This window comes from Rhodococcus sp. no. 34 (assembly GCF_054589475.1).
Genome location: NZ_BAAILK010000019.1, coordinates 68,611 through 93,166 on the forward strand (window position 1 = coordinate 68,611; position 24,556 = coordinate 93,166).

Annotated in this window: 24 protein-coding genes; 13 read left to right on the plus strand and 11 right to left on the minus strand. The window is 62.9% G+C overall.

The annotated features are described in order from the left end of the window. The 3 genes from ACYP01_RS05025 to ACYP01_RS05035 form a co-directional block, all read right to left on the minus strand. On the minus strand, positions 1-483 hold a 483-nt coding region (locus tag ACYP01_RS05025), incomplete at its 3' end, for a GntR family transcriptional regulator (RefSeq protein WP_459678820.1). Positions 484-629: 146 nt separating this feature from the next. After that, complete coding sequence (locus ACYP01_RS05030) at positions 630-1,403, minus strand: SWIM zinc finger family protein (protein WP_081558094.1); 774 nt, start codon at positions 1,401-1,403, stop codon at positions 630-632. Beyond that, positions 1,400-4,216, minus strand: a complete 2,817-nt coding sequence (locus tag ACYP01_RS05035; RefSeq protein ID WP_256519480.1) for a DEAD/DEAH box helicase — start codon at positions 4,214-4,216, stop codon at positions 1,400-1,402. Before ACYP01_RS05035 ends, ACYP01_RS05030 begins: the two co-directional genes overlap by 4 nt. Positions 4,217-4,279: 63 nt before the next feature. Between ACYP01_RS05035 and ACYP01_RS05040 the strand changes: the two genes are divergently transcribed. Both ACYP01_RS05040 and ACYP01_RS05045 read left to right on the plus strand, forming a co-directional pair. Beyond that, positions 4,280-5,200 carry an NADP-dependent oxidoreductase gene (locus ACYP01_RS05040; RefSeq protein ID WP_054827462.1) on the plus strand — a complete coding sequence of 307 codons (921 nt, stop codon included), beginning with the start codon at positions 4,280-4,282 and terminating at the stop codon, positions 5,198-5,200. Between the two features lie 53 nt (positions 5,201-5,253). After that, the gene (locus tag ACYP01_RS05045; protein WP_158170806.1) at positions 5,254-5,955 is read left to right on the plus strand and encodes an HNH endonuclease family protein; all 702 of its coding nucleotides are present in this window, start codon (positions 5,254-5,256) and stop codon (positions 5,953-5,955) included. A gap of 1 nt (position 5,956) precedes the next feature. On the opposite strand, the gene ACYP01_RS05050 is transcribed toward ACYP01_RS05045, so the two are convergent. Further along, positions 5,957-7,189, minus strand: coding sequence for a metal-dependent hydrolase family protein (locus ACYP01_RS05050; protein WP_459678822.1), 1,233 nt, complete (start codon positions 7,187-7,189; stop codon positions 5,957-5,959). Positions 7,190-7,347: 158 nt separating this feature from the next. Here ACYP01_RS05050 and ACYP01_RS05055 point away from each other — a divergent pair, with 158 nt between their 5' ends. Continuing rightward, a complete protein-coding gene (locus tag ACYP01_RS05055; protein WP_459678824.1) occupies positions 7,348-7,983 on the plus strand; it encodes a TetR/AcrR family transcriptional regulator C-terminal domain-containing protein in 636 nt (211 codons plus the stop codon). Here ACYP01_RS05055 and ACYP01_RS05060 read toward each other — a convergent pair. After that, positions 7,970-9,544 (minus strand): molybdopterin-dependent oxidoreductase, encoded by a 1,575-nt coding sequence (locus tag ACYP01_RS05060; protein ID WP_020908339.1) that lies wholly within the window; start codon positions 9,542-9,544, stop codon positions 7,970-7,972. The two genes, ACYP01_RS05055 and ACYP01_RS05060, sit on opposite strands and share 14 nt — an antisense overlap. Positions 9,545-9,671: 127 nt before the next feature. On the opposite strand from ACYP01_RS05060, the gene ACYP01_RS05065 reads away from it, so the two are divergent. Both ACYP01_RS05065 and ACYP01_RS05070 read left to right on the plus strand, forming a co-directional pair. Then, positions 9,672-10,490 carry a shikimate 5-dehydrogenase gene (locus tag ACYP01_RS05065; protein WP_042447990.1) on the plus strand — a complete coding sequence of 273 codons (819 nt, stop codon included), beginning with the start codon at positions 9,672-9,674 and terminating at the stop codon, positions 10,488-10,490. A 13-nt stretch (positions 10,491-10,503) separates the two neighbouring features. Next, entirely contained in the window at positions 10,504-10,965 is a 462-nt protein-coding gene (locus ACYP01_RS05070) for a DUF6328 family protein (protein ID WP_003941357.1), read from the plus strand. A 1-nt stretch (position 10,966) separates the two neighbouring features. Here the strand turns inward: ACYP01_RS05070 and ACYP01_RS05075 are convergent, their stop codons facing one another. After that, on the minus strand, positions 10,967-11,803 hold the full coding sequence (locus tag ACYP01_RS05075; RefSeq protein WP_209922717.1) for a sulfurtransferase: 837 nt from the start codon (positions 11,801-11,803) through the stop codon (positions 10,967-10,969). Between the two features lie 22 nt (positions 11,804-11,825). Next, on the minus strand, positions 11,826-12,449 hold the full coding sequence (locus ACYP01_RS05080; RefSeq protein WP_003941342.1) for a LysE family translocator: 624 nt from the start codon (positions 12,447-12,449) through the stop codon (positions 11,826-11,828). 102 nt (positions 12,450-12,551) lie between these two features. On the opposite strand from ACYP01_RS05080, the gene ACYP01_RS05085 reads away from it, so the two are divergent. Genes ACYP01_RS05085 through ACYP01_RS05095 form a run of 3 tightly spaced genes read left to right on the plus strand, consistent with a single transcriptional unit; the run spans position 12,552 to position 14,746 of the window. Further along, a complete protein-coding gene (locus ACYP01_RS05085) occupies positions 12,552-13,025 on the plus strand; it encodes an Lrp/AsnC family transcriptional regulator (protein WP_003941284.1) in 474 nt (157 codons plus the stop codon). A 36-nt stretch (positions 13,026-13,061) separates the two neighbouring features. Continuing rightward, positions 13,062-14,300, plus strand: coding sequence for a benzoate/H(+) symporter BenE family transporter (locus ACYP01_RS05090; protein ID WP_116056446.1), 1,239 nt, complete (start codon positions 13,062-13,064; stop codon positions 14,298-14,300). Continuing rightward, positions 14,297-14,746, plus strand: coding sequence for an acyl-CoA thioesterase (locus tag ACYP01_RS05095; protein ID WP_054826357.1), 450 nt, complete (start codon positions 14,297-14,299; stop codon positions 14,744-14,746). Before ACYP01_RS05090 ends, ACYP01_RS05095 begins: the two co-directional genes overlap by 4 nt. Here ACYP01_RS05095 and ACYP01_RS05100 read toward each other — a convergent pair. Beyond that, positions 14,743-15,771: a phosphotransferase family protein gene (locus tag ACYP01_RS05100; protein WP_459678826.1), complete on the minus strand. Its 1,029-nt coding sequence runs from the start codon at positions 15,769-15,771 to the stop codon at positions 14,743-14,745. The two genes, ACYP01_RS05095 and ACYP01_RS05100, sit on opposite strands and share 4 nt — an antisense overlap. A 221-nt stretch (positions 15,772-15,992) precedes the next feature. Here ACYP01_RS05100 and pdhA point away from each other — a divergent pair, with 221 nt between their 5' ends. The 5 genes from pdhA to ACYP01_RS05125 are packed head-to-tail and all read left to right on the plus strand — an operon-like array spanning position 15,993 to position 21,159. Next, positions 15,993-17,081 carry a pyruvate dehydrogenase (acetyl-transferring) E1 component subunit alpha gene (pdhA, locus tag ACYP01_RS05105; RefSeq protein ID WP_459678827.1) on the plus strand — a complete coding sequence of 363 codons (1,089 nt, stop codon included), beginning with the start codon at positions 15,993-15,995 and terminating at the stop codon, positions 17,079-17,081. Beyond that, entirely contained in the window at positions 17,078-18,055 is a 978-nt protein-coding gene (locus ACYP01_RS05110) for an alpha-ketoacid dehydrogenase subunit beta (protein WP_073512890.1), read from the plus strand. The genes pdhA and ACYP01_RS05110 overlap by 4 nt, the downstream gene beginning before the upstream one ends. Then, positions 18,052-19,260: a dihydrolipoamide acetyltransferase family protein gene (locus ACYP01_RS05115; RefSeq protein ID WP_459678828.1), complete on the plus strand. Its 1,209-nt coding sequence runs from the start codon at positions 18,052-18,054 to the stop codon at positions 19,258-19,260. The genes ACYP01_RS05110 and ACYP01_RS05115 overlap by 4 nt, the downstream gene beginning before the upstream one ends. A 10-nt stretch (positions 19,261-19,270) precedes the next feature. Continuing rightward, a complete protein-coding gene (locus ACYP01_RS05120) occupies positions 19,271-20,476 on the plus strand; it encodes an MFS transporter (protein WP_064689480.1) in 1,206 nt (401 codons plus the stop codon). 29 nt (positions 20,477-20,505) lie between these two features. Further along, a complete protein-coding gene (locus tag ACYP01_RS05125) occupies positions 20,506-21,159 on the plus strand; it encodes a hypothetical protein (RefSeq protein WP_007726101.1) in 654 nt (217 codons plus the stop codon). A gap of 394 nt (positions 21,160-21,553) precedes the next feature. Here ACYP01_RS05125 and ACYP01_RS05130 read toward each other — a convergent pair whose 3' ends face one another. The 3 genes from ACYP01_RS05130 to ACYP01_RS05140 are packed head-to-tail and all read right to left on the minus strand — an operon-like array spanning position 21,554 to position 24,416. Beyond that, positions 21,554-22,984, minus strand: a complete 1,431-nt coding sequence (locus tag ACYP01_RS05130) for an NAD(P)(+) transhydrogenase (Re/Si-specific) subunit beta (protein WP_218695621.1) — start codon at positions 22,982-22,984, stop codon at positions 21,554-21,556. Further along, positions 22,984-23,307, minus strand: coding sequence for an NAD(P) transhydrogenase subunit alpha part 2 (locus tag ACYP01_RS05135; RefSeq protein ID WP_003941319.1), 324 nt, complete (start codon positions 23,305-23,307; stop codon positions 22,984-22,986). The genes ACYP01_RS05130 and ACYP01_RS05135 overlap by 1 nt, the downstream gene beginning before the upstream one ends. Continuing rightward, positions 23,307-24,416, minus strand: coding sequence for a Re/Si-specific NAD(P)(+) transhydrogenase subunit alpha (locus tag ACYP01_RS05140; protein ID WP_003941381.1), 1,110 nt, complete (start codon positions 24,414-24,416; stop codon positions 23,307-23,309). Before ACYP01_RS05140 ends, ACYP01_RS05135 begins: the two co-directional genes overlap by 1 nt. Positions 24,417-24,556 lie beyond the last annotated feature (140 nt).

Genomic DNA, 24,556 nt, shown 5'->3' on the forward strand with positions numbered 1-24,556 from the left:
GTCCATGTCGAGTAAACCCGGCAACAGTTCGGGATTGAACCAGCCGTCGTCCACGCTCACCGGCTCGCCGTCGGCAAGGCGCAAGCGCTTGACGTGGTAACCGTCGGAACCCGGTCGCATATTCAGTGCGGCAGCAGTGTTTTCGGGGACCGGCCCCTGTTCGCTGACCAGGACCACTGTCGTGGGGTGATGCCCCTGGGCGCGCATTTCCTCGGTGAAGGATGCAAGGTGCAGCTTGGATTGGACAGCACGGTGCGCAACGAAGGTTCCCTTGCCACGCACGCGAACGAGGTGTCCGTCATTGACCAGTTGCCCGATTGCCTCGCGAACGGTGATCCGACTGACGCCGTAGTCCTGCATCAGGTTTCGCTCGCTGGTCATCAAGTCGCCAGGCTGGAGTTCTTGGGTGCACTTGCGCAGGAGAATGGTGCGCAACTGTTCGTGTTTGGGTATTGCGCTGTCGCGCAAATGAACGGGCATCACAGCGACTGTCCCTCCGAGAAATGAATAGTCGTCTATTCGCCGACGACAACGACCTGAAATCGCAGGCAGGTCCCGACCGGACCGGTCCAATTAACGATACTGGAATTTACGACAGGAAACTAGCACCAGTCCGGAGTTGTCCGATTTCAACCGTCCAACCGTCGGTAGATGGACCGTATTTCGTCCAAGGCGACGTTCTGCTGAGCCATGTCCAATCCCAATGCCGCAACCGCCTCGCGCAACCGCCTGATATCCAGATCGTCGATCGCCGCGCGAAAAGGCACCTTCGGTAGCGCAGGAAGGGCAGCCGCGATTCCGAACCAATTCTCGACGTCCACCGAAACAGTCGACTCGTCTTCCACTCCCCCGATCAACTGCTCCAGGTCGACCCCGCGAAGTCTCAGCAACCTGAGCGGATCGGTGTCGATTCGCTCCGCGGTCAAGAACGCCACGGCCGCAGCGTGTTTGCACGGCCAGCCGACATCGGGGCAGGTGCAGTCGAATCGGAAAGCCGACGGGCCGTCCGGTATCAGTTGGGCAGCAAGCATGTCCGGGACAGTGCCGGACACCAGCGCGGCAAGGCTTCCCGGCACTCGGCGGATCTTGGTGATGATGTCGTCGATATCCGATTGATCAAGAGTGTCGATCGACAGCGTGGAAACGAAAGGTTGAAGTTGGCTGCCCTGAACCTCGGCCGTCACCACTCCCGGTTCGATGTCGAGCGCCAAAACCTGACCCGAACGCGCATACGTTCGCCCACGCGTGACACGAGGTTTGTCGCCGATCTCTTCGACGACGCGGACAAAAGCCTTGCCCCAGAATGTTCTCCCGAACGCTGGACGAGGTTTGACCGGCGCGGGTGCTCGCCGTCGGGACCCGGTGTACTCGCTGAAATCGGGGCCCTTGCCGCGCGGACTCATTCGCCCACCGCGTCGTCGCCGAGTCGCAACAACTCGTCCAATTGCTCGACGCTCATCTCCGTCACCCAGTTCTCACCGGTCCCGACTGCAAGTTCGGCGAGTTCACTTTTACTCGCGATCATCGAGTCGATTCGCTCTTCCAAGGTTCCGACGCACACCATCTTGCGTACCTGAACGTTCTTTCTCTGACCGATGCGGAAGACACGGTCCGTCGCCTGGTTCTCTACCGCCGGGTTCCACCATCTGTCGAGGTGAACCACATGGTTGGCCGCCGTGAGATTCAGACCCGTGCCGCCGGCCTTGAGCGAGAGCACCATGATGGGCGGGCCGCCTTCACCTTGGAATGCCTCGACCATGGCGTCGCGCCCGGCTTTCGACACTCCGCCGTGGAGAAACGGAACTTCGGTGGTGAACCGGTCGGCCAGGTACGGCACCACCAATTCGCCGAACTCACGAAACTGTGTGAACAACAGAACCTTCTCGTCGTCGCCGATGACCGACTCGACGATGTCCTCGACCAGTCCGAGCTTTCCCGAACGGTGTTGCCCGCGGCGCATCACCGGCGAACCGTCGCGCAGGAAGTGCGCGGGATGATTGCACACCTGTTTGAGTTTGGTCAGCGCAGACAGGACGGCGCCCTTGCGCTTCATCCCTTCCGTCCCCTTGATCTGCGCCATCATCTCGTCCACCACGGCGCGGTACAACGCGGCCTGCTCTTCGCTGAGATTCGCTCGAACCGTCATCTCCAACTTCTCCGGGAGATCCGCGATCACGGCGGGATCGGTCTTCACGCGCCGCAGCACAAAGGGGGACGTGACGGCTCGCAGTCGCGAGACGGCAACCTGATCTTTTTCCCGCTCGATCGGTACGACAAACCTTTTGCGGAACATCTGCTCCGAGCCGAGTACACCGCGATTGGCAAAATCGAGGATTGACCGCAGCTCGTCCAGTCGGTTCTCCACCGGCGTTCCGGTCAGAGCAACGCGATGATCCGCGGGGATGCTGCGAGCAGCGCGGGCCTGAGATGTCTTGGCGTTCTTGATGTGTTGAGCCTCGTCGAGCACTACGCGCCGCCAGTCGAGATCCTTGAGGGCCGCGACGTCGCGGGTCATGAGCGCGTAGGTGGTGATCACGAGGTCACTCTCACGAACTGCCTGTTCCAACTCCGCCCCGGTAGCGCGATCCGAACCGTGATGAACGTAGACGCGCAAGCTCGGCACGAATCGCGCCGATTCACGCTGCCAGTTACCCACAACCGACATCGGGCACACCAAAAGGGTTGCTGTCTTGGACTTCTCGTGCGCAAGTAACGCCAACAGTTGCAGCGTCTTACCCAGACCCATGTCGTCGGCCAGAACGGCGCCGAGCCCGAGAGCACTCATGTACGCCAACCAGTCGAGACCGCGTCGTTGATACGGACGCAAAGTCGCGTTGACCGTCGACGGTACCGCGACCTGCCGCGGAGCCACCGACTGGTCGAGCAGTGCAGAGGCCCATCCGGTTGCCTTCACTTCCTCGACCGGCAGGTCTTTGAGGTCGTCGGCGATCAAGTCCTTGATCAGATCGACGATCGCTCGGTCCCCGCTCGAATGCCGCTGACTGACAAAACGAGCCGCGCGGGCCAGGACGTCTTTGTCCGCCTGAACCCACTCGCCGCGCAACTGGACCAGATCGGACTTCGCATCGACCAGTCGGGTCATTTCCTCGGCGGTGAGTACCTTGTCTCCGAGCGCCAATTCCCAATCGTATTCCAGCAATTGGTCCATACCGACCGTACGATTCTCCGCAACGATCGGAGACGCCGCCGAGGTCACCCGCACACGCAGGGATGGAGACACCACGTTCCAGGCACGCGGAAGCAGCAGCGTGATCCCTCGCTCTCGCAGGACTATCGCGCCGTGTCCGACCAGGTCCATCACGACAGGAGTGGGCAGCAACAGGTCGAGACTGTCCTCGTCGCGCGGCACGTCGCGAAAACGTGGGTAAGCCTTGATTGCCTCTTCGAGTTTGCGGCTGCCGAGCTGGATACGTTTGGGATCGGCCCGGTGCAGTCGAACACGTTCGGGCGCTTCACCTTCAGGACGCAAACACACGTGCAGACGCCACAGCGCATCGTCGTCGGGATCGGAATTGTCGTCGAGTTCAGGCTCGATCAGCCGCAGAACCAGATCCGGCTCTCCGGCGGTGAACGTCGACCCCCATTCGGCGAGTCCCTCGGCCGCTCGTACCGACACGTCGTCGAAAGCATCCCCGGACAACACGGCCTGCCACAGCGGGGTCTGCACCACCGGATGCGAGTCCCCGAGAGCACGACGGACGATCGGGTCCGTGAGTTCGTTCGTGATGTCTTCGATCGTCGCCCTCGGCGAACCGACCGCCCGCTGCACCGGCGGCATCGCCACTACCAGTTCGCCGATCCAGGCGCGCTGGCGTTCCCCCACCGACAACTGCCAGCGTGGCCACCAACTTCCTTCAGCCCGCGTCAGTGCGGGGACCACCCGTCCGGCGCGCACCCACCGGTCTATTCCTCGCGCCACATGTACGAGAAAGTGCAGGTCTCCCGCAATTCGCTGATCGTCGGCCTTGAACCGCAGCAGGAGATCGACTGCGTCCGGCGGCGCTAACGCAACAGCTGCGTACTCACTCTGCAAAGGCCCGCCAGGTACGGGCGGCATAGCGACATTCACACGATGACGGAACTTGCGATGCAGGACAGCACTGACCGGATCACGGGGATCGTCGGTCCCGGCACTGTCGTGCCCGTCGACCCACAGTTTGAGCCCCGATCCCGGTGACCAGAGTCCATGCAGCATCCGACCATCCAATCAGGTGCCACCGACACCACTTCCCGCCTACCGGGCAATAGGCTGGCAGGCATGACGACGGCATACGGCTTCACCGAGTACGGCGGACCCGACACACAGTCCTACTTCGACGTCACCTTGCCCCCACCGGGTGCCGGCCAACTGCTGGTGTCGGTCCGAGCGGCGGGCGTCAACCCCGCTGACTGGAAAGTTCGCGCGGGTACTCGAAAAGATACTGTCCCGGTGACGCTGCCTGCGGTTCTGGGCCGCGAAGTGTCCGGTGTTGTCATCGGAGTAGGTCCGCGGGTCACCGAGTTCGAGGTCGGCGACGAAGTGTTCGGCGCTACCGCGACCGGCTTCGGCGGCTACGCCGCGTCGACATTGCTCAACGTCTCCTCGACAGCACACAAGCCGCCTACCGTGTCCTGGGCCGATGCCGCAGTGCTGACGGTTGCGGCAGGAACGGCCTACGACGCACTCCACGATCTCGGTCTGAAACCCGGGGCGACACTCCTGCTGCTCGGCGCCGGCGGCGGCGTTGGTCGCAGCACGATCGCGCTTGCACTGGCGCGGAGTATCAACGTGATCGGTGTCGCGAGCGAGTCCAAGAGAACCGCGATCGAGGAAGCGGGAGCACGTTGGGTTGCGTCGGGGGACGGCTTCGCAGACGACGTGTCCGCGTTGTCCCCAGTCGGAGTGGACGCGGTTTTCGACCTGGTCGGCGGGGACACTCTCACTCGCGGCGCTGAGCTCGCCCGACCGGACGCACCGATCCTGAGCATCGCCGATCCTCTGGCTGCGAGCCGACTCGGCGGCGGTGGTGTCGAACGCCGAAGAACTACAGCAGTATTCACGGAGGTCGCGGCGCTCGTGGCCGACGGGATCCTCGACCCGTCCGTGTCCGGGCGGTACCCATTCTCCCGCGCTGGGGAAGCGCTCGCTGCAGTCGAAGACGGCCATGCCGCCGGCAAAGTGGTGATCGAGTTCGGCTGATTCCTGTCGGCCCACGATGGTTCAATCACCGTCTACGACGGGCGGGGGCACAGGTGGTTGCACGGTTATCTGCGATCCTGTCGACGCTCGCGCTCGTATGTCTCGTCGCGTCCTGCGGATGGTTCGGAGACGAGCGTCTCGAGTCGGCCCCTGGCAGCCCCACGCGATCGGAACTGGAAGAGTTGCTGTCCCGGACAGCGATTGTCGACACCCGACCACATCCGGGTGGATACCAGCGCGGCTGCGGTAACGGCGAGGCCTGCGTCTTCGGCCCCGCGTGGTCCGACGACCAGGACGCTCCAGGTGGCCACGACGGGTGCGATACCCGCAACAACGTTCTGGCCCAAGATCTCTCGGACGTGGTGTTCAAACCGGGAACACGTGACTGCGTCGTACTGTCGGGCGCGATGACCGACCCGTACTCCGGTAATCGCATCGAATTCGAACGCAGCCAGGCCAAGTCCGTCCAGATCGACCACGTCTTCCCACTCGCCGCGGCTTGGGACTTCGGCGCGAACTCCTGGACGCCCGCGCTTCGGATGAGGTTCGCGAACGACACGTCACTGAACCTGTTGGCCGTCAACGGCCCCGACAACCAGTCGAAAGGCGACAGCACGCCCAGTGAGTGGTTGCCGCCCAATCCTGCATACCGATGCTTCTACGCCGGCAAGTACTTGACCGTCGCGATTTCCTACGGCTTACCGGTCAGCCGGGCGGATCACTCGGCGTTGACAGAACTCGCCACTCGCTGTTGAGCTACCGGCCGTCCTTCACCACTCGACCGCTCTGAATGACGAGTGCGATGCGCTCACGATCGGCGAAGATGGACGGATCCGTCAACGGATTGCCGCGGAATGCAACGAGGTCGGCGAACTTGCCGACTTCGATGGTGCCGACCTCGTCGGCGATACCGAGAATGTCGGCGTTGATCCGGGTAGCGGAAACCAATGCGTCCATCGGGGTTTCGACCTTGGCGCGCAGGACTAGCTCCATTCCCCGGCCCGTTTGATCGGTACCGATGAGGTCCGATCCCAAGCCCACTCTGACGCCGGCATTTCGAGCAGCAAGAAGCCCGTCGATCTGACCCTGCATCATCTGGCCGATCCGAGCCGAAATCGATTCGGGTAGACCTGCTGACGCCGCGCTGTCCGAGAGCGCCTGCACCACAGCCAACGTCGGCACCAACGCGACGTCGTGCTCGGCCATCAACTTGGCGGTCTCGTCGTCGATATCGGAGCCGTGCTCGACGCATTTTGCCCCGGCAGTGACAGCGTTACGGATTCCCTCGTTGTTGTGAGCATGCACCGTGACATAGGTACCGCGCGCATTGGCTTCCTCGACGGCAACTTCGATCTCGTCGACCGTGAACTGGGTATCGGTGAGCTTGTCATGAGTGGATACCACTCCCCCGGTAACACACAGTTTGAGGAAGTCCGCACCCCTGCGGAACGTCTCGCGAACGTTCTTTCGCATTTCGTGCGGACCGTCGGAAAGCAGAGACATACACCGTAATCCGGGGATGTCATGATCGGACCAGTCCGAAGTCGGCTCCCATTCGGCCGCCAGGTGCCCGTGTCCACCGGTCTGGCACTGGATCGGGCCGCACTGAATGATCCGCGGACCCGGAATCTTGCCCGAGGCGACAACTCCGGCGAGTCCACCGTCGATTCCGCCGCAGTCACGAACAGTGGTGAATCCCCCGTCGAGGGTCGATGCGCAGGTCGCGAACATGTCTGCAGCGAGCTCGGCTACCGAGATCTGACGCCGCAGACTCGGTGCGAGATCGCTCGATCCACCGAGATGAACGTGCGCGTCGATGAGGCCGGGCGTGATTGTCAGCCCGGTGCAGTCCAACACCTCCGCCCCCGCAGGTGGCGTGCCACCGAGTGCACTGATCCGCCCGTTTTCCACAGCAACAGCGCAGTTCTCGAACGGGTCGGCGCCTGTCCCGTCGATGATCGTTGCACCGGTCAGCCATACGACAGACATATTGAATGTTCCTCCGACGTGTACCGATCGCCGGAAGATTCCGCCGACATACCGAATAGGGTTCGGTTAGTATGATGCATATCGGCTCCCGAAATCAAGGAGTTGTCATCACTCGATGAAGTCCGAGATTGCTGACGAATCCCTCACCAGGAGAATCGATGCCGCGTCCCACCCAGCCGATACTGTCCACGCGAAACATCACCGACGCGGCTCTGGATGCTGTCGACGCAACCGGCGACTTCACCATGCCCGGGATCGCCAAGCAATTGAACGTGACTCCGTCTTCGCTCTACACACATATTTCGGGTCGATCCGAGATCGTCGAACTCATGCGCATCCGCGTGATGTCGTCGATCTCTGTCCCCCACCCACCGGCAGGGTGGAGCGAACGGATCAGCGCGTGGGGGTGGGCCTATCGCCGAGCTGCGGTCGAGCACTGGCGCCTCATCCCGCTGCTCATGACACGAAGTGTCCGCACAGAGGTAACTTTTGCTATCGATACTGCACTGGTTCAAGCATTTTCGGACGGGGGTTTCGATTCGACCGACACTCGTCACGCAATCTCCACGCTGGACAGTCTGGTTCTCGGATCCGTCGTGAAACTCTCGACGCCGGATGTCGCGTGGACTCAATCCTCCAACCCGAGCGAGATCACGCGCGAGGCTACGACCCCACTGCGAACCGACGACACCTTCGACTTCGGCCTGCGAACCCTGATCGCCGGATGGATGGCTCAGCGAGTCGTCCGCCTGTATACCGAACCCCATTCGGATTTTCCTGTCACTTCACGGTGAACGACCTGGTGTGCCATCCCGTGGCTCCACCGGGGATCGGCGGAGTGCGCTCTTCCACCTGAACGTTCCCGTCCAAATCCGTCGCTCTGACCTGCACGGTGTGCAAACCTGAGCCTGCATCCCACATCCACGACCATTGACGCCACGTGTCGATCGAGTACTCCTGAGCCAGCGTCGCCGGTTGCCATTCACCGTTGTCGACGCGAACCTCGACCTTCTCGATCCCGCGATGCTGAGCCCAGGCCGTTCCCGCCACCAGCACCTGGCCCGGCTCGATCGGCGCCAAAGCTGCCGGCACCTCGATACGCGACGACGTCTTGATCGGTGCCTGCGCACCCCAACCGCGCTGGGTCCAATAGGCCTCGACCTTGTCGAAACGCGTCAACTCCCACTCCGTCACCCACTTGGTGGCGGACACGAAACCGTACAGCCCCGGAACCACCTGCCGAACGGGATAACCGTGCTCGAACGGCAACGGCTCACCGTTCATCGCCACGGCGAGAATCGCGTCACGGCCGTCGGTGACTATCTCGACCGGGGTGCCGACTGTGAAGCCGTCGACGCTGGTCGAGAGGAGCATGTCGGCGTCGGGATGGACACCGACTTCGTCGAGCAGGTCCTTCATGGGATAACCGATCCACTTCGCGTTCCCGGCCAGAACGCCGCCCACCTCGTTCGAGACACACGTCAGCGTGATGACCCGCTCGATGGGCGTTCGCGCCACCAGATCGTCGAACGACAACGTCATCTCGCGGTCCACCATTCCGTGAATCCGCAGTTCCCACGAATCCGTCGTCAATTGCGGAACGAGGAGTGCCGTGTCGATTCGGTAGAAGTCGTCGTTGGGCGTGATGTACGTCGACGCACCCGCAATTGCGATATCCGCACCCGCCGGAATCGGCGGCGCCGGGTCAGCGGCGGTGGGCACGACAAAGTCTTCACGATTCGCTACTGCTCCGGCGATTCGCTGACCCACGAACTTCCCGGCGGCACCCGCTGCCGCAGCCACTGCCAACGCCGCACCTGCCAGCAGAAGGAACTGACGACGAGGCAACCACGAGTCGGCGACGCCCGGCGAGAGCGGCACTTCGAGTTGTGTGATCAGCAACCGCAAGGTTGCGACGCCCGCCACCACACCGACCAGCGTCGGGAACACGTACATCGCATCGGCAGTCGGGCGCTGCATCGCCGCATACACACCAACCGCGCCCAGAAGAACGAGAATGACGCTGCCGATCGGGCGGCGTCGCCGTTCCAGGAGCCCGGCCACCGCACCGAGCAGAACGATCAAGATCGACATTCCGATGAACAGCGCCGGCTTGTCATTGGTACCGAAAGTATCGATCGCGAACTCGCGAGCCCACGCCGGCGTTCGGTCGACGGTAGTCGCACCTACCGCGTAGAAGGGCGACGCGTCCGGGTTGATCGGCAACGCAACCAGTTCACCGACGCCCAGGACGACAGCCGCGGCCAAGACCCCGGAGATCGCGTGAGCAGCCCATCTACGACGCGGTGGACGAGATTCGGTGCTCGGGTGCTCGTCGATGTTCTGTGTGACCATGTCGTCTCGGCTCTGTCGGTGCGAGTGGTGCTTCGATCGGATACCCGACATTCGGCGCTGCGGGCCATCCGGATGGGTGCACTCCTCCATCAAGAACTACTCCGAACTCGCGATTAGAGTGGGAACGATGACCGTCGACCTCAACAAGGACACGCTCCTGTGCATGTCGCTCTCCGGGCGACCGAGCAACATCGGCACCAGATTTCACAATTACCTCTACGAAGAATTGGGCTTGAACTTCGTCTACAAAGCCTTCACCACCGAAGACGTGCCAGCCGCGATCGCAGGCATACGAGCACTCGGGATTCGAGGCTGTGGGGTGTCGATGCCGTTCAAGGAACAGGTCATCGAGCACATCGACGTCATGCATGATTCGGCCAGCGCCATCGACTCCGTCAACACGATCGTCAACGAGTCCGGAGTGCTGCACGCCTACAACACCGACTATCAGGCGGTGGCCGATCTACTGCGTGACAACAACGTCGACACGAGCCTGTCCGTCGCTGTCGCCGGCAGCGGTGGCATGGCAAAAGCAGTCGTCGCCGCGGTGCGCGACACCGGATTCACCGACGTCACCGTGATCGCCCGCAACCAGCAAGTGGGGTCATCGCTTGCGAAGCAGTACGGCTTCGACTGGCAGGCCGAACTCGGTGAGCTTCGTCCAGGTGTGCTGATCAACGCCACCCCGATCGGTATGTCCGGCGGCGCAGAAGCAGATGCACTGTCGTTCCCCGAGCACGCAGTGCGCGCAGCCGATGTCGTCTTCGACGTCGTCGCGATGCCCGCGAAGACGCCACTGATCGCGTTGGCGACCGAACTCGGCAAAACGGCGATCACAGGAGCGTCGGTCATTGCCCTTCAGGCCGCCGAACAGTTCGTGCTCTACACCGGCGTGCGTCCGAGCGCGGAGCAGATCCAGCGAGCGTCGGAATACTCACGGGCGTAGGAACCACGTCGCCGTGAACGAGACCGGGGAGACTCCACCTCAACAACTCGCGCGGAACTTCAACGAGTTGTTGCAAGAACTGCGCGTCGCGCTCTCTGGTGTTCAGATCCTGTTTGCCTTCTTGCTGGCCGTGGCATTCACCGAACGCTACGAGGAAGCGTCGGCGTACATCCGCGGCATCCACTTGGTGACGGTGATCCTTGTTGCCATCTCGTTCGGGTTCCTGATGGCACCCGCGGTCTGGCATCGCATGCTTTTCCGCCGTGGGCACCGCGAGAACATATTGCCCGTGGCCAACCGATTCGCCCTGTGCGGCATAGCCTTTCTGGCCGCCTCCATGACCGGCACGGTCCTGTTGATCGCCGAGGTCGCCGTCGGCGGAGTTGCCGCAAAGGTTTTGGCAGCGTGCGCCGCGATCATGTTCACGGCGCTGTGGTTTCTCGTGCCGTCATTCATCGATCGCACCAAGAGCTGACTCAGGCTCCGGTGTCGACGGCGCGAGTGCTGTCGTTGGACCACTGTGACCACGAGCCCGGGAACAGCGTCGCGTCGTAACCAGCGATCGCGAGCGCCGCGATCTCGTGCGCTGCAGTCACTCCGGATCCGCAGTACACCGCCACCTTGTCTCCGACGCCCAGTCCGGCGAATCGCTCACGCAGGTGGGTCGTATCCAGGAATCGCCCGTCGCCGGTGATGTTCTCCGCGGTCGGCGCGCTCACCGCACCGGGGATGTGCCCTGCGACGGGATCCATCGGCTCGACCTCGCCGCGGTACCGCTCCCCGGCTCGGGCGTCGAGAAGGACACCGCCCTCGCTCGTCCAGTTGCCGACACCGTCGATGTCGACAGTCGGCATGTTGCCGCCGGTGAAAGTCACGTCGCCCGGGCTGACGGACTCGCCGATACCGGCCGCCAACGGCAGTCCTGCGGACTCCCAGGCCTGCAGCCCGCCGTCGAGCAGTCGGACATCCGAGAGTCCGGCCCACCGCAGCAGCCACCAACCACGAGCAGAGGCCGTGTTGCCGGTGGCGTCGTAAAGCACCACCGAATCACCGTCGTCGATTCCCCAACGACGCGCCGCGGCCTGCAGGTCTTCGAGACTCGGCAGCGGATGCCTTCCCTTGCCCGGCGACGGCGGCGAGGCAAGTTCCTCGTCGAGGTTCACGAATACCGCACCGGGAATATGGCCGTCGCGAAAATGCTGCTCGCCGTTCGAATCACCCAGCGCCCATCGGACATCGAGCAATCGCGGCGCAGCGCCGGCCTCGATGAGAGCGGACAGTTCTTCGACGTCGATCAGCACGGGAAGTGTCATGAACCCATCCTGACACGACCACTCATGCAACCCCGAAGAAGGCACCGAGACCCACCAACAACACTCCCGTCACCACGTCGATTCGCTTGCCGACGCCAGGACGACGCAGCTTCTTGCCGGCTCCGGCCGCCAACACCACCACGATCGCCCACCACAGTGCCGCGGCGACCACCGTCGCGCCCGCCAACATCAACGTCCGCAGCCCTGCGCCTTCACCCGGCTCGATGAATTGCGGGAGTAGCCCGAGAAAGAACAACAGCGCCTTCGGATTCAGCAGGTTCGAGAGGAAGCCGTAGCGAAATGCCGTGGTGACCGCGATCGGTTCTTTCGCTGCCGGAATTCCCTCGTCCGAGGCTCGGGCTTTGAAAGCACTTCGAATCGCGGAGATGCCGAGCCAGGTCAGATATGCCGCCCCGGCGTATGTGAGCGCGGAGAGCAACTGCGGCCGTGTTGCCACAAGTGCGGAGAGACCAAGTGACGCGGCAGCGGTGTGAACGAAGAGCCCGGAAATCACACCGGCGGCCACCACCGCGCCGGTCCGACGATCTGCCAGAGAATGACGCAGGATCAGGACAAAATCCGGTCCCGGCGTGAACAGGACGATGGATAGCAGGGAGCCGAAAGCGAGCCATTGACCGACACTCATCCGAAATACCTCACACCCGAGCTGATTCGAGACACATGTTCATGCCAGGAGTGTGCAACTGGATCCGGGAAGTTCAAAACGACTCCGGATATAGTTCGGCAAATGACGAAGAATGAGCCTCTGGATCCGGTGGACTGGAAGATTTTGGCCGAATTGCAGAACGACGCGTCGATCACCAACAAGGTGTTGGCCGATCGAGTCGGCTTGGCGACGTCCTCGTGCCACGAGCGCGTACGACGCCTACGTGCCAACGGAACGATCAGCGGTATCCACGCGGTTGTCGATCCGGCAGCCGTTGGCCGGTCGATGCAGGCGATCATCGCCGTTCAACTGCGACCACACCGCCGCGACCTCGTCGACCGGTTCACCGCCGACGCCCTAGCACTGCCGGAAACGCTTGCGCTCTTCAACGTCTCGGGGCCCGAGGACTTCTTCCTCCACGTCGCGGTCCGTGACAGTGCTCATCTACAGCGAGTATTGATCGACCACCTCGCCGCACATCCCGAGGTCTGGCACGCCCAAACGCACCTCATCTACGGCAAAGCGGTCACCTCACCCATCCGACCGGACAGGTAAATCGGGTCTGGGGCGGGTCGGGCAGAATCACTGACCATGTCGGACTCCACAGATACCACCGAACCGGAAGCCGTTCGCAGCAACTCGCAACCGATGAGCGCAGGCATCGTCACGGCCCTCGTCGGCTTCACCAGTTCGTTCGCGGTGGTGCTCACCGGCCTCGCGGCTGTCGGTGCGGACGCAACCGAGGCGGCGTCCGGACTGCTGGTTCTGTGTGTGACCCAAGCGTTGGGAATGCTCTGGCTCTCACGCCGGTATCGGATGCCGATCACCCTGGCCTGGTCGACGCCCGGTGCCGCTCTGCTCGCCGGCGCCGGAGCGGTCGAGGGTGGGTGGCCGGCGGCGGTCGGAGCATTCATCGTCGTCGGAATCGCGATCGTGCTGACCGGACTGTGGCCGACGCTCGGAAGGATCATCTCGGCAATCCCGACGCCCCTCGCGCAGGCGATGCTCGCCGGGGTTCTGATGCCGTTGTGCCTGGCGCCGATCATCGCCGTCCGGGACGCACCGGCAGCGGTCGCGCCCGTCATCCTGGTTTGGCTTGCCGCGCAGCGCTTCTCCAAGCGATGGGCGGTTCCGCTCGCGTTCCTCACCGCAGCGGTCGTGATCGGGATCAGCCTCGTCACGTCGGATCGAGTGCTCGACGCCGGCGCCATGATTCCCCGCATCGATCTCACCGCGCCGTCGTGGACCTGGCAGGCAATGATCGGCATTGCGATTCCCCTCTACATCGTCACGATGGCTTCGCAGAACATTCCCGGTGTGGCCGTGATGAATTCGTTCGGATACACCGTTCCCTGGCGACCGTCGATGATCGTGACGGGTATCGGCACCATCGTCGGCGCACCGGCCGGTGGCCATGCGATCAACCTCGCGGCGATCAGCGCAGCCCTGGCCGCCGCCCCCACCGCACATCCGGATCCCAAACGTCGATGGATCGCTGCCTTCACCGCAGGCTGGGCGTATCTCGTTCTCGCTGCCGGCGCGGCCGCGGTGGCCGCTCTGGTAGCCGCCGCACCGGCCGGAGTCGTGGAAACTGTTGCCGGACTGGCGCTCCTGGCAACGCTTGCCGGCGCCCTCACGTCGGCGCTGAGCGAGGCGAGTGAACGTGAAGGCGCCGTGGTCACGTTTCTGATCGCCGCATCCGGGGTCAGTATCCTGGGAATCGGTTCGGCATTCTGGGCACTGTTGGTGGGGCTGATCGTGCGTGCAGTCCTACAGGGCACCACCCTGCCCTCACTCGCGCGACAGTCCTCACTACAGTCGAAGCCGTGAGCACAGCGCAGACGCCCCCGTCGATCAGCGAGTTTCCCGTTCTCTGGCCCGTCCCGACGCGGTGGGACGACAACGATCACTACGGCCACGTCAACAACGTGACCTACTACTCGTACTTCGACACCGCGGTCAACGCCTGGCTGATGTCTTCCACTGGAACCGACATCCGCACCCTGCCTGCCATCGGCGTCGTCGCCGAGACGTCGTGCCGGTACCTGAGCGAGCTGTCGTTCCCCGAGCAGTTGCAGGTGGGTATCTCCGTCGAGAAGCTGGGCACCAAGAGCATCGTCTACGCCCTGGCGATATTCCACGAGGTCGACGGTGGCAATTGGGAACCCGCTGCCACCGGCCGCTTTGTCCACGTCTACGTCGACGCCGACACCCGTAAGCCGGTGGAGATCCCGGCGGCCATCAGATCGGCAGCCGGGATCTTGACCGAAAACTAGCTCAGGCCGAGCTGATCTGCCGTCAAGACGGCGCGTGCAACGATTCCGTCGATCAGCGCGACCGTCGGGCCGCCGTGCTCGGCCTTGTTGCGCGGATCGTCGAGAATGCGTCGCAGCACGCCCTCTGCGATGATCGAGAGCTTCCACAGAGCGAGTACGTGCCAGTATCCGACCGCTGACACGTCGCGGCCAGTCGCCTCGACGTAGGCAGCGACCAGCTCGTCACGGTTCGGGAAGCCTTCCAGCGTGGACGCCATGAACGGACCGGCAACCTTGTCACCGGCTTCCGGCCAGTACGCGAGTAGCGCACCGAGATCCGCGAGCGGCTCCCCCAACGTGCACAGCTCCCAGTCGACGACGGCAACGATGCGCCCCTCGGCCGGATCGGTGATGACGTTGTTGAGGTGGAAGTCGCCGTGAACCAACGTCACTTCGTTCTGTTCCGGAATGTTTCGGTGCAGAATCTCGGCCAATCGGTCGACATCCGGAACATCGCGGGTCCTCGACTTCTCCCACTGCGCCGACCACCGCTTGAGCTGACGCTCGGCAAAGGGCTTGCGGCTGGCCAGGTCGTCCAGCCCGGTCTCTTCCAGGTCAACTCCGTGGATGCTGGCGAGGGTTTTGGGCATCGCCAAGCCGACCGCGCGACGCTCGTCCTCGGTCAACTTCTGAGCCACCGGAACGCCGTCGATCACAACGCCGTCGATGTAGCTCATGAGGACCAGCGGAGCGTCCGTGATCTCCGGATCTTCCGTGATGCCGAGGATCTTCGGAACCGGCACTTTGGTTCCCTGGAGCGAGGACAGGATGCGGTGCTCGCGAACGACGTCGTGCGCGGAAGCCAACAATGTTCCCAGTGGAGGTCTGCGCAGTACCCACCGTCCTCCGCCCGCATCCGTCACGGAGTAGGTCAGGTTCGATTGCCCGTTACCGATCCTCTCGAAAGTCAGTGGTGTCGTGGCGCCGACCCCCAGTTCGGCGATCCACGCGGAAACAGCTTCTTCGTTCAAACCGACTGCAGTCACCGCACCGATGCTAGCGGTTGAAGTCCGATCGGTTGGCCGTACCGACACGTTTGTTACTCGTCAGTTCGCAGCTCAGGTCTTGATACGGCAGTGAAAATACTTGCGAATTTCCCAATCAGGGGGATCCTGATGGTAGAGCGACAACTGCATACAACACATCGGGATTGTGCGGCGTACTCACGAGGCGCGCCGGGCATGAGCAGAAACCGAGGTGAGCGAAGATGGTCGACAACCTCGATTATCCGGTCCAACTCATCCAACCGAACGGCGCACGGGTGTGCCGTCCCGAATTCGACCGCCTGATAACGGACATCGGGCCTGACGAACTGCTGTCGTTGTATCGCGATCTCGTCGTGAGTCGCCGCATCGACACCGAAGCTGTTGCCCTGCAGCGTCAAGGCGAAATCGGGTTGTGGGCTCCGATGCTCGGTCAGGAAGCCGCGCAGGTCGGTTCCGCGAGAGCGCTCGCCCCAGGCGACTTCGCCTTCACCAGCTATCGCGAACATGCCGTCGCGTACTGCCGCGGAGTTCCCCCCGAATTGCTGACCACCATGTGGCGCGGAATCTCCCATTCCGGTTGGGATCCAGAACAATTCAACGTCACCAACCCGGCGATCGTCGTCGGCTCCCAAGGTCTGCACGCCACCGGATACGCACTCGGCGCCCACCTGGACGGCGCCGAGATCGCAACGATCGCCTACTTCGGTGACGGCGCAACAAGTCAGGGTGACATCGCCGAGGCGATGGGATTTGCCGCCAGTTTCCGTGTCGGCGTTGTCTTCTTCTGCCAGAACAACCAGTGGGCCATCAGTGAACCGGTATCCCTGCAGTCCCGTACACCCATCTCGCATCGGGCGATCGGTTACGGTATTCCGGCGATCCGCGTCGACGGTAACGACGTCCTTGCCGTGCTCGCCGTGACGCGCTCGGCGCTCAATCGCGCACGCGAAGGCAGCGGCCCGACGTTCATCGAGGCGATCACCTGCCGGATGGGCCCGCACACGACCTCCGACGATCCGAGCAGGTACCGCACCGATACGGATATGTCGGAGTGGAAAAGCCGCGATCCGCTCGAGCGAATGCGTCTGCTCCTCGGCCGTCGCGATCTTCTCGGAGAAAACGAACTCAGCACCATCGCGGCAGCCGCCGACGACGTCGCCGCTGGACTGCGACGCGCAACCATCGCGCTCGCCGATCCGCCCCCGTCAGCGCTCTTCGATCACGTCTACGCCGAGGCACACCCACTGATCGACGCTGAACGCGAAGAGCATCGCGCGTATCTCCGTAGCCTGGAAGGGGCTTCGTCATGACCGTCATGAATCTGGTGACCGCGCTCAACACCGGCCTTCGACGCGCACTCGAAGACGATCGTCGCGTTGTCATCATGGGCGAGGACGTCGGCCGTCTCGGCGGCGTATTCCGGGTTACCGACGCCCTGCAGAAGGACTTCGGCGACACCCGGGTGATCGACATGCCCCTCGCCGAATCAGGGATCGTGGGAACAGCTTTCGGTCTTGCCTTGCGCGGATATCGGCCTGTCTGCGAAATTCAATTCGACGGGTTTGTCTACCCGGCTTTCGATCAGATCGTCTCGCAGGTGGCCAAGATCCAGTACCGCACCCGAGGCGCTGCCTCTGCGCCACTGACGATTCGGATTCCCAGTGGCGGCGGAATCGGTGCGGTGGAACATCATTCGGAGTCGCCCGAAGCGTACTTCGCTCACACCGCGGGACTGCGGGTGGTGTACCCGAGCAATCCGATCGACGGTTTTCACATGATCCGCCAATCCATTGCCGGCGACGACCCGGTGATATTCCTCGAACCCAAACGGCGCTACTGGGACACCGCCGACGTGAATACCGATGCCGCGCCCGAGCTTCCGCTCCACCGTGCCCGCGTCGCCCGCCCTGGAGACGACGCGACAGTGGTTGCGTACGGATCCATGGTCACCACCGCACTCGACGCCGCGCGGATCGCCGAAGAAGAAGGCCACGATCTGGAGGTCGTGGATCTGCGTTCACTCTCCCCCGTCGACTTCGACACGATCGAGGCGTCGGTGAACAAGACAGGCCGGCTTGTCATCGTCCATGAGGCGCAGAAGTTTCTCGGCGTCGGCGCCGAAATCGCAGCACACGTCGCGGAACACTGCTTCTATCAGCTGGAGTCACCGATCCTGCGGGTCACCGGATTCGACATCCCCTACCCGCCCGCCAAGCTCGAGCGTTTTCACCTTCCGGACGCTGACCGGATCCTCGCGGCGCTCGACCGAACGCTGGCAGCATGAGTACAGGGCACGAATTCCGGTTACCGGATCTCGGCGAGGGCCTGACTTCCGCCGATCTGGTCGAGTGGACGGTCGGCGTCGGCGACACGGTGGCACTCAATCAAGTTCTCGCCCAGGTAGAGACAGCCAAAGCTCTTGTCGAACTGCCGTCGCCCTACGTCGGCGTTGTCAGAGAACTCCTCGTCGAACCCGGCACTACCGTTCCGGTGGGTACTCCGATCATCCGTATCGAGGAGCCTGCAGATTCACCGACTCCAAGTGATTCACAGTCTCCGAGCGTGCTGGTCGGATACGGACCCGCGACCGAGAGACCGAGCCGCCGACGGAGCAGGATCACGCCGTACTCGCAATCCGCGGCGAGCACCGAGCGTCGGCCCGCAACCCCCGCGGCGCGGCGCGCGGCCCGCGAAGCCGGCATCGATTTGAGCGAAATCACCGGCAGCGGATTCGACGGTGCCGTCACCGCGGCTGACGTCGCAGACGCGCTTACCGTGCAGTCGCCTTCGGATAACGCGACACGCCTGGCCTCGTCCGGCATACGAAAACAGATGGCGTCGGCGATGGTTGCCAGCACCCGCGCTCCGCAGGCCAGCGTCTTCCTCACCGCCGATGTCACGCCTTCGATGGAACTGCTCGGCAGGCTCCGTTCCTCGGAGGCGTTCACCGGACTGTCTCTCACTCCGCTGACACTCGCTGCCAAGGCAATGGTGGCCGCCATCGCCTCGCACCCGATGGTGAACGCGCATTGGGACGAGGCCCGCGGCGACGCCGCCGTCGACGATGACGTGAATCTCGGCATCGCCGTCGCCTCCGAACGTGGACTGTCCGTGCCCAACATCAAGAGCGCCGAGACACTGAGCCTGGTCCAACTCGCACGCGCGGTGACCGAACTGACCGTTGCTGCCCGTGAGGGAAAGACGGACGTCCGTCACCTGACGGGTGGCACCGTCACGATCACCAATGTCGGAGTCTTCGGCGTCGACGGCGGCATTCCGCTTCTCAATCCGGGAGAAGCCGTCATTCTCTGTCTGGGCTCGGTGAGCGAGCGTCCGTGGGTGATCGAGCGCAAGATCGAAGTGCGGAGCGTCGTGACACTGACGTTGACGTTCGACCACCGCGTGCTGACCGGTGAGCATGCCGCGAGATTCCTCTCATTTGTCGCAGAGATGCTCGCGAACCCGGACCTGTTGCTGACTCACCTGTAGAAAGGAACGAGTGAGCGTCAACCCCACCGACCGCGCAGTCCCCACCTCCGCCCTGGTGCGCGCCCGCGCCGGCATCTTCGGCATTTTCGGTATCAACGGATTTCTCCTCGCGATGTGGGTCGTCCACATCCCGTCCATCGAACACCGAGTGGGGATCAGTCACTCGACGCTCGGCTCACTTCTTCTCCTTCTTGCAGTCGGAGCCATCGCCGGCATGCAGTTGAGCGGCCCGCTCGCAGATCGATACGGCAGCAGACGCATGGTCGTCCTGGCGGGTAGCGGGCTGGCATTCGCCACTCTCGGCCCGGGGTTTGCCACGAACACCTGGCAACTGGGCGCTGCACTTGTCGTGTTCGGCTTTGCGAACGGCGCGTTGGACGTGTCGATGAACTCGCAGGCCGTCGAGGCCGAACAGCTGTACCGGCGCCCGATCATGGCGGCGTTTCACGGCATGTTCTCGGTCGGTGGCGTATTGGGGTCCGTCATCGGATTCGGCACTCTCGCACTGGATCTTCCGCCGTATGTCACGCTCAGCATCGCGTCGGCAATCGGCTTGCTGGCAGTCTGGTTGTGCTCGCGCCCCCTGCTCCCTCGCGTCGACGTTCCTGCCGAAACTGCGTCGACAACCGGAAAGACACACGGCAGATTCTCGGCTCGCGTACTTGCCCTCGGAACCCTCGCCTTTGTTCTGATGCTGGCCGAGGGAGTGGCAAACGACTGGAGCGCGCTGCAGGTCAAGGAGGATCTCGGTGTTTCGAATGCCGTTGCTGCACTGTCGTTCGGCGCATTCTCCGCCATGATGACCGTCGGCCGGTTCACCGCGGATCGGATCAGCGCGGCGGTAGGCCCGGTGGCGGTGGTTCGCTACGGTGCGTTGCTGTCGTCCGTCGGAATGCTGACCGTCGTGGTATCCGGCTGGCTACCACTGACGTTGCTCGGTTGGGCCCTGTTCGGCGCCGGCCTGTCGGGATGCATTCCGCAGATCTTCACCACGGCCGGAAATCTGGGCTCAGGTTCGGCCGGCACCAACATGTCTCGCGTCGTCGGCATGGGATACATCGGATTCCTCGCCGGTCCGGCAACCATCGGCTGGGTCACCAAGCTTGTGCCTCTCACCACAGCAATGTTGATCCCGTTTGCATGTGTCCTGGTCGCAGCGGGTTGTGCGGGTGTCGTTCGGCGCGATTCTCCGACCGCCTACAGACCTCACAGCTGATCCTCACGATCGGCACAGACTCAACAGGGATGCTGGTACTCGTGACCGTCTCGACCTCCACCCAGCACCCCGCTCCCTCCACAACCACTCGCTTCCTCGTCCTTGCCGCGATCGCCGTCGTAGCGCTGGGCGTCTTGTATTTCGTGCGACCCACCTCGCCCGGTTTGAGCGTCCCGGAACAGGTGCGCGCACTTGCCGAGTGGACGGTAGGCCGATTCGACGTCACCGCCGTACTCGCAGCCACTACCGCTCTGGCCGTCGTCTCGATGGTCCGCGGACTGCCATACGGCATCGGCGCGATCCTGCTCCTCGGAATGGGCGCCAATCTCACCAACGCGGCATTCGGTTCCTGGCTCCCCGATGTTCCCCAGGACCTATTGCCGAGCGGTCACGTCGCAGCGGCGACCGCGCTGTACTGCTCGGCGATCTTGATCTCCGCCCCGCAGTGGCGTCCGGTGGTCGCCGGGCTCGGATTCGTCGGAGTTGCTGCGATCGGTGCCAGCGCGCTCGCCGCCGAGCTGAGCGGCCTTTTCGGAGTGATAGCTGGCATTCTGATCACCCTGGTATGGGCCTGTGCCGCAGCCATTTTGATGGCACGATCGCCCATCGCCGCGAAACGTGAAGAGCTGCGCCCAGATACGGCAGCCATCGCGTTCTCCAGGCACCGGAGCATCCGACTTTAGTCCTAAATCTTTGGGATTCAGAGATTTTCGCCGATAGCTCTCCCGCCACGGTTGGACATGACGTATGTTCTGAAATGTCCGAATCAAGTAGTTCCACAGCGAAGGAGTCTTTACCGTGAGCCTCGAAGATCTGAACCCGCTCGAACTGATCCAGAAGTTGATCGAACTACTTTCCGGCTTCTCTTCCGACCCCGAAACCCCCGAGGTTCCGTAAAACGTCGCCAGAGGCGCCTGTTCCGAGTTTCGTCTCGGACCAGGCGCCTTTGTCGTTTCAGCACAAGAAGTCGTTTCAGCGCAAGAAGTCGTTGCAACACACGACATCTTTGCAACACACGGCCACGAAAAAAGGCGTCCACTCGCAGCTGCGAGTGGACGCCCCTTCCGAGTACCAGCGCTAGAGCGCCTTGAGTTCCTCGGTTACTTCGGAGACCGACTTCTTGGCGTCACCGAAGAGCATCGAGGTGCCCTCGGCGAAGAAGAGCGGGTTCTCGATACCGGCGAAACCGGAGTTCATCGAGCGCTTGAGCACGATGACGGACTTCGACTGGTCGACGTTGAGGATCGGCATTCCGTGAATCGGTGAGCTCGGATCGTTGCGCGCCGCCGGGTTGGTGACGTCGTTCGCACCGATCACCAAGGTGACATCGGTACGAGAGAACTCGTCGTTGATGTCGTCCATTTCCTTCATCGCGTCGTACGAGACATCCGCCTCTGCGAGAAGAACGTTCATGTGACCAGGCATACGGCCGGCGACCGGGTGAATGGCGTACTTGACCTCGACACCCTTCGACTCGAGCAATTTCGCCATGTCCTTGACCGCGTGCTGAGCCTGCGCGACGGCAAGTCCGTATCCGGGTACGACGATGACCTGGTTGGCGTAGGCCATCTGGATAGCCGCGTCGGCGGCCGAGGTCGCCTTTGCCGTGCGCACGACGCCGTCGGAGGATGCGGCTTCACCGCCACCACCACCGAAGCCGCCGGCAACGATGGCCGGGATGGACCGGTTCATGGCCTTGGCCATGAGGTTGGTCAAGATGGTGCCCGAAGCACCGACGATCATGCCGGCGACGATCATCGCCTGGTTGTTGAGCGCCAAACCTGCAGCAGCAGCTGACAAACCGGTCAGAGCGTTGAGCAGCGAGATGACGACGGGCATGTCCGCGCCGCCGATGGGCAGCACGACCATCAGTCCGAGGATGCCCGAGAGCACGAGCACGCCGACGATCCACAGTGAGCTGGTCGGGCCTTCCGGTGAGATCGCCTTGATACCGATGATCACCGAGAACGCGACGGCGGCAATGAGCAGCAGAGCATTGAGCGGCTGCTGGAGCTTGCCGATTCCGATCGGACGACCAGGCAGAGTTTCCTGCAGCTTCAGGAACGCGATCACACTGCCCCAGAAGGAGATCGATCCGATCACCGCGGCAAAGAGCGACGCGATGACGATGTGTACCGTCGGCGATTCGCCGTGCTGGAATGCGGTGAAACCGTCCGAGTCCAGGAACTCCGCGTACGCGATCAACGCGACCGTACCGCCGCCGACACCGTTGAACAGTGCCACCAACTGCGGCATGGCCGTCATCTTCGTCCGGAGCGCCGGCGGAACGCCGAGCACGACACCGATGACAAGGCCGGCAGCGATGAGGATCCAGTTCCCCATCTCCGCATCACGAATGGAGATCAGAGTTGCAACGACGGCGATGAGCATGCCGACCGCGGCGATCTGGTTGCCGCGGACTGCGGTCTTCGGGCCGGTAAGACCCATGAGGCCGTAGATGAACATCGAGAACGCGACAATGTAGAGCGAATTGACCAGGTATTCCATTACTGGTCACCATCCTTCGACACAGACTTGGCGGCCGGCTTGGCCTTGAACATCGCCAACATGCGGTCCGTGACCACAAAACCACCGACAACGTTCACGGTTCCGAAGACGAGCGCGACGAACAAGATGATCTGCAACCCGATCGAGGGATCGTGCACCTTGCCCAGGACGACCAACGCACCCAGGACGACGATGCCGTGGATGGCGTTCGTACCGGACATCAACGGGGTGTGCAGGGTGTTCGGAACTTTGGAGATCACAGCGAAACCGACGAACCCGGACAACACCAGGATCGCGATGTTCGCCAGAAGTGATGTGTACATCAGGCGCCCTTCTCTTCACGGGTGACGCACGCACCGGCCAGAACCTCGTCGGAGAAATCAGGCGCCAAGGCACCTTCCACCAACATGAGTTCGATCAGCGCGGAAATGTTCTTCGAGTACAACTCGGACGCATGCTCCGGCATGGACGCCGGCAAATTCAGCGGAGAGCAAATGGTCACGCCGTGCTTGACGACGGTTTGACCCGGCTCGGTCAGCTCGCAGTTACCACCGGTTTCACCCGCGAGGTCGACCACCACACTGCCCGGCTTCATGCCTTCGACCGCGGCAGCGGTCACCAGGCGCGGCGCCGGACGACCCGGAACCAGAGCAGTGGTGATCACAACGTCGAAGCCCTTGATCGCATCTTCGAGTGCCTGCTGCTGCTTCGCTCGCTCGTCGTCGGTCAACTCGCGGGCGTATCCACCCTCGCCCGCCGCATCGATTCCGAGGTCGAGCCACTGTGCACCCACCGAACGCACCTGGTCGGCGACCTCAGGACGCACGTCGTACCCGGTAGCGCGGCCACCGAGACGCTTGGCTGTCGCCAGCGCCTGCAGACCTGCCACACCCACTCCGAGGACCAGAACCGTCGCAGGCTTCACCGTGCCCGCAGCGGTGGTGAGCATCGGGAAGAACCGCGTCGACTCCGATGCTGCCAACAGAACAGCCTTGTACCCGGACACGTTCGCCTGCGAGGACAACGCGTCCATCACCTGCGCGCGGGAGATACGAGGAATCGCCTCCACGGCGTATCCCTCGATGCCGGCGGCCTTCAACTCGGCGATGCGGTTGTCCGCATTACGCGGATTCAGGAAACCGATGAGCTTCGCGCCGGTACTGATCCGGGCGATCTCTTCTGTCGACGGAGGCGCAACCTTGACCACCACGTCAGCAGTCCACGGATCGCCGATCTTCGCGCCGGCAGCGGTGTACAACTCGTCGGGAATCAACGCCCCGAGACCGGCCCCGGACTCGACGACCACGTCGACACCCTTGCCGATCAAAGCGGACACAATTTTCGGCACCAATGCGACCCGACGCTCACCATCACTCGATTCTCGAGGGACGCCGACCGACGGACGCACTTGTGCGCTCTTCGATGTTTCCATTTTCCATTACCTTCTGCGGTTGGTGGTTCGCCTGCTGCGACGAGCGGCAACCAGCATGTGATGAGCGGAAGATGACCCGCTTTTGGGTGAATGGTGACTGATAGTAGCCAGAGTTAACGCGGCGTAGGGAAACCGACGAC

Excerpts from the sequence above, each read along its gene's own strand:
- ACYP01_RS05050 (WP_459678822.1), bottom strand. The coding sequence starts at position 7,189 with ATGTCTGTCGTATGGCTGACCGGTGCAACGATCATCGACGGGACAGGC.
- ACYP01_RS05040 (WP_054827462.1), top strand. The coding sequence starts at position 4,280 with ATGACGACGGCATACGGCTTCACCGAGTACGGCGGACCCGACACACAG.
- ACYP01_RS05080 (WP_003941342.1), bottom strand. The coding sequence starts at position 12,449 with ATGAGTGTCGGTCAATGGCTCGCTTTCGGCTCCCTGCTATCCATCGTC.
- ACYP01_RS05060 (WP_020908339.1), bottom strand. The coding sequence starts at position 9,544 with ATGGTCACACAGAACATCGACGAGCACCCGAGCACCGAATCTCGTCCA.
- ACYP01_RS05140 (WP_003941381.1), bottom strand. The coding sequence starts at position 24,416 with ATGGAAACATCGAAGAGCGCACAAGTGCGTCCGTCGGTCGGCGTCCCT.
- ACYP01_RS05135 (WP_003941319.1), bottom strand. The coding sequence starts at position 23,307 with ATGTACACATCACTTCTGGCGAACATCGCGATCCTGGTGTTGTCCGGG.
- ACYP01_RS05035 (WP_256519480.1), bottom strand. The coding sequence starts at position 4,216 with ATGCTGCATGGACTCTGGTCACCGGGATCGGGGCTCAAACTGTGGGTC.
- ACYP01_RS05090 (WP_116056446.1), top strand. The coding sequence starts at position 13,062 with ATGTCGGACTCCACAGATACCACCGAACCGGAAGCCGTTCGCAGCAAC.
- ACYP01_RS05030 (WP_081558094.1), bottom strand. The coding sequence starts at position 1,403 with ATGAGTCCGCGCGGCAAGGGCCCCGATTTCAGCGAGTACACCGGGTCC.
- ACYP01_RS05115 (WP_459678828.1), top strand. The coding sequence starts at position 18,052 with ATGAGTACAGGGCACGAATTCCGGTTACCGGATCTCGGCGAGGGCCTG.
- pdhA (WP_459678827.1), top strand. The coding sequence starts at position 15,993 with ATGGTCGACAACCTCGATTATCCGGTCCAACTCATCCAACCGAACGGC.
- ACYP01_RS05085 (WP_003941284.1), top strand. The coding sequence starts at position 12,552 with ATGACGAAGAATGAGCCTCTGGATCCGGTGGACTGGAAGATTTTGGCC.
- ACYP01_RS05110 (WP_073512890.1), top strand. The coding sequence starts at position 17,078 with ATGACCGTCATGAATCTGGTGACCGCGCTCAACACCGGCCTTCGACGC.
- ACYP01_RS05065 (WP_042447990.1), top strand. The coding sequence starts at position 9,672 with ATGACCGTCGACCTCAACAAGGACACGCTCCTGTGCATGTCGCTCTCC.
- ACYP01_RS05130 (WP_218695621.1), bottom strand. The coding sequence starts at position 22,984 with ATGGAATACCTGGTCAATTCGCTCTACATTGTCGCGTTCTCGATGTTC.
- ACYP01_RS05075 (WP_209922717.1), bottom strand. The coding sequence starts at position 11,803 with ATGACACTTCCCGTGCTGATCGACGTCGAAGAACTGTCCGCTCTCATC.
- ACYP01_RS05055 (WP_459678824.1), top strand. The coding sequence starts at position 7,348 with ATGCCGCGTCCCACCCAGCCGATACTGTCCACGCGAAACATCACCGAC.
- ACYP01_RS05125 (WP_007726101.1), top strand. The coding sequence starts at position 20,506 with ATGCTGGTACTCGTGACCGTCTCGACCTCCACCCAGCACCCCGCTCCC.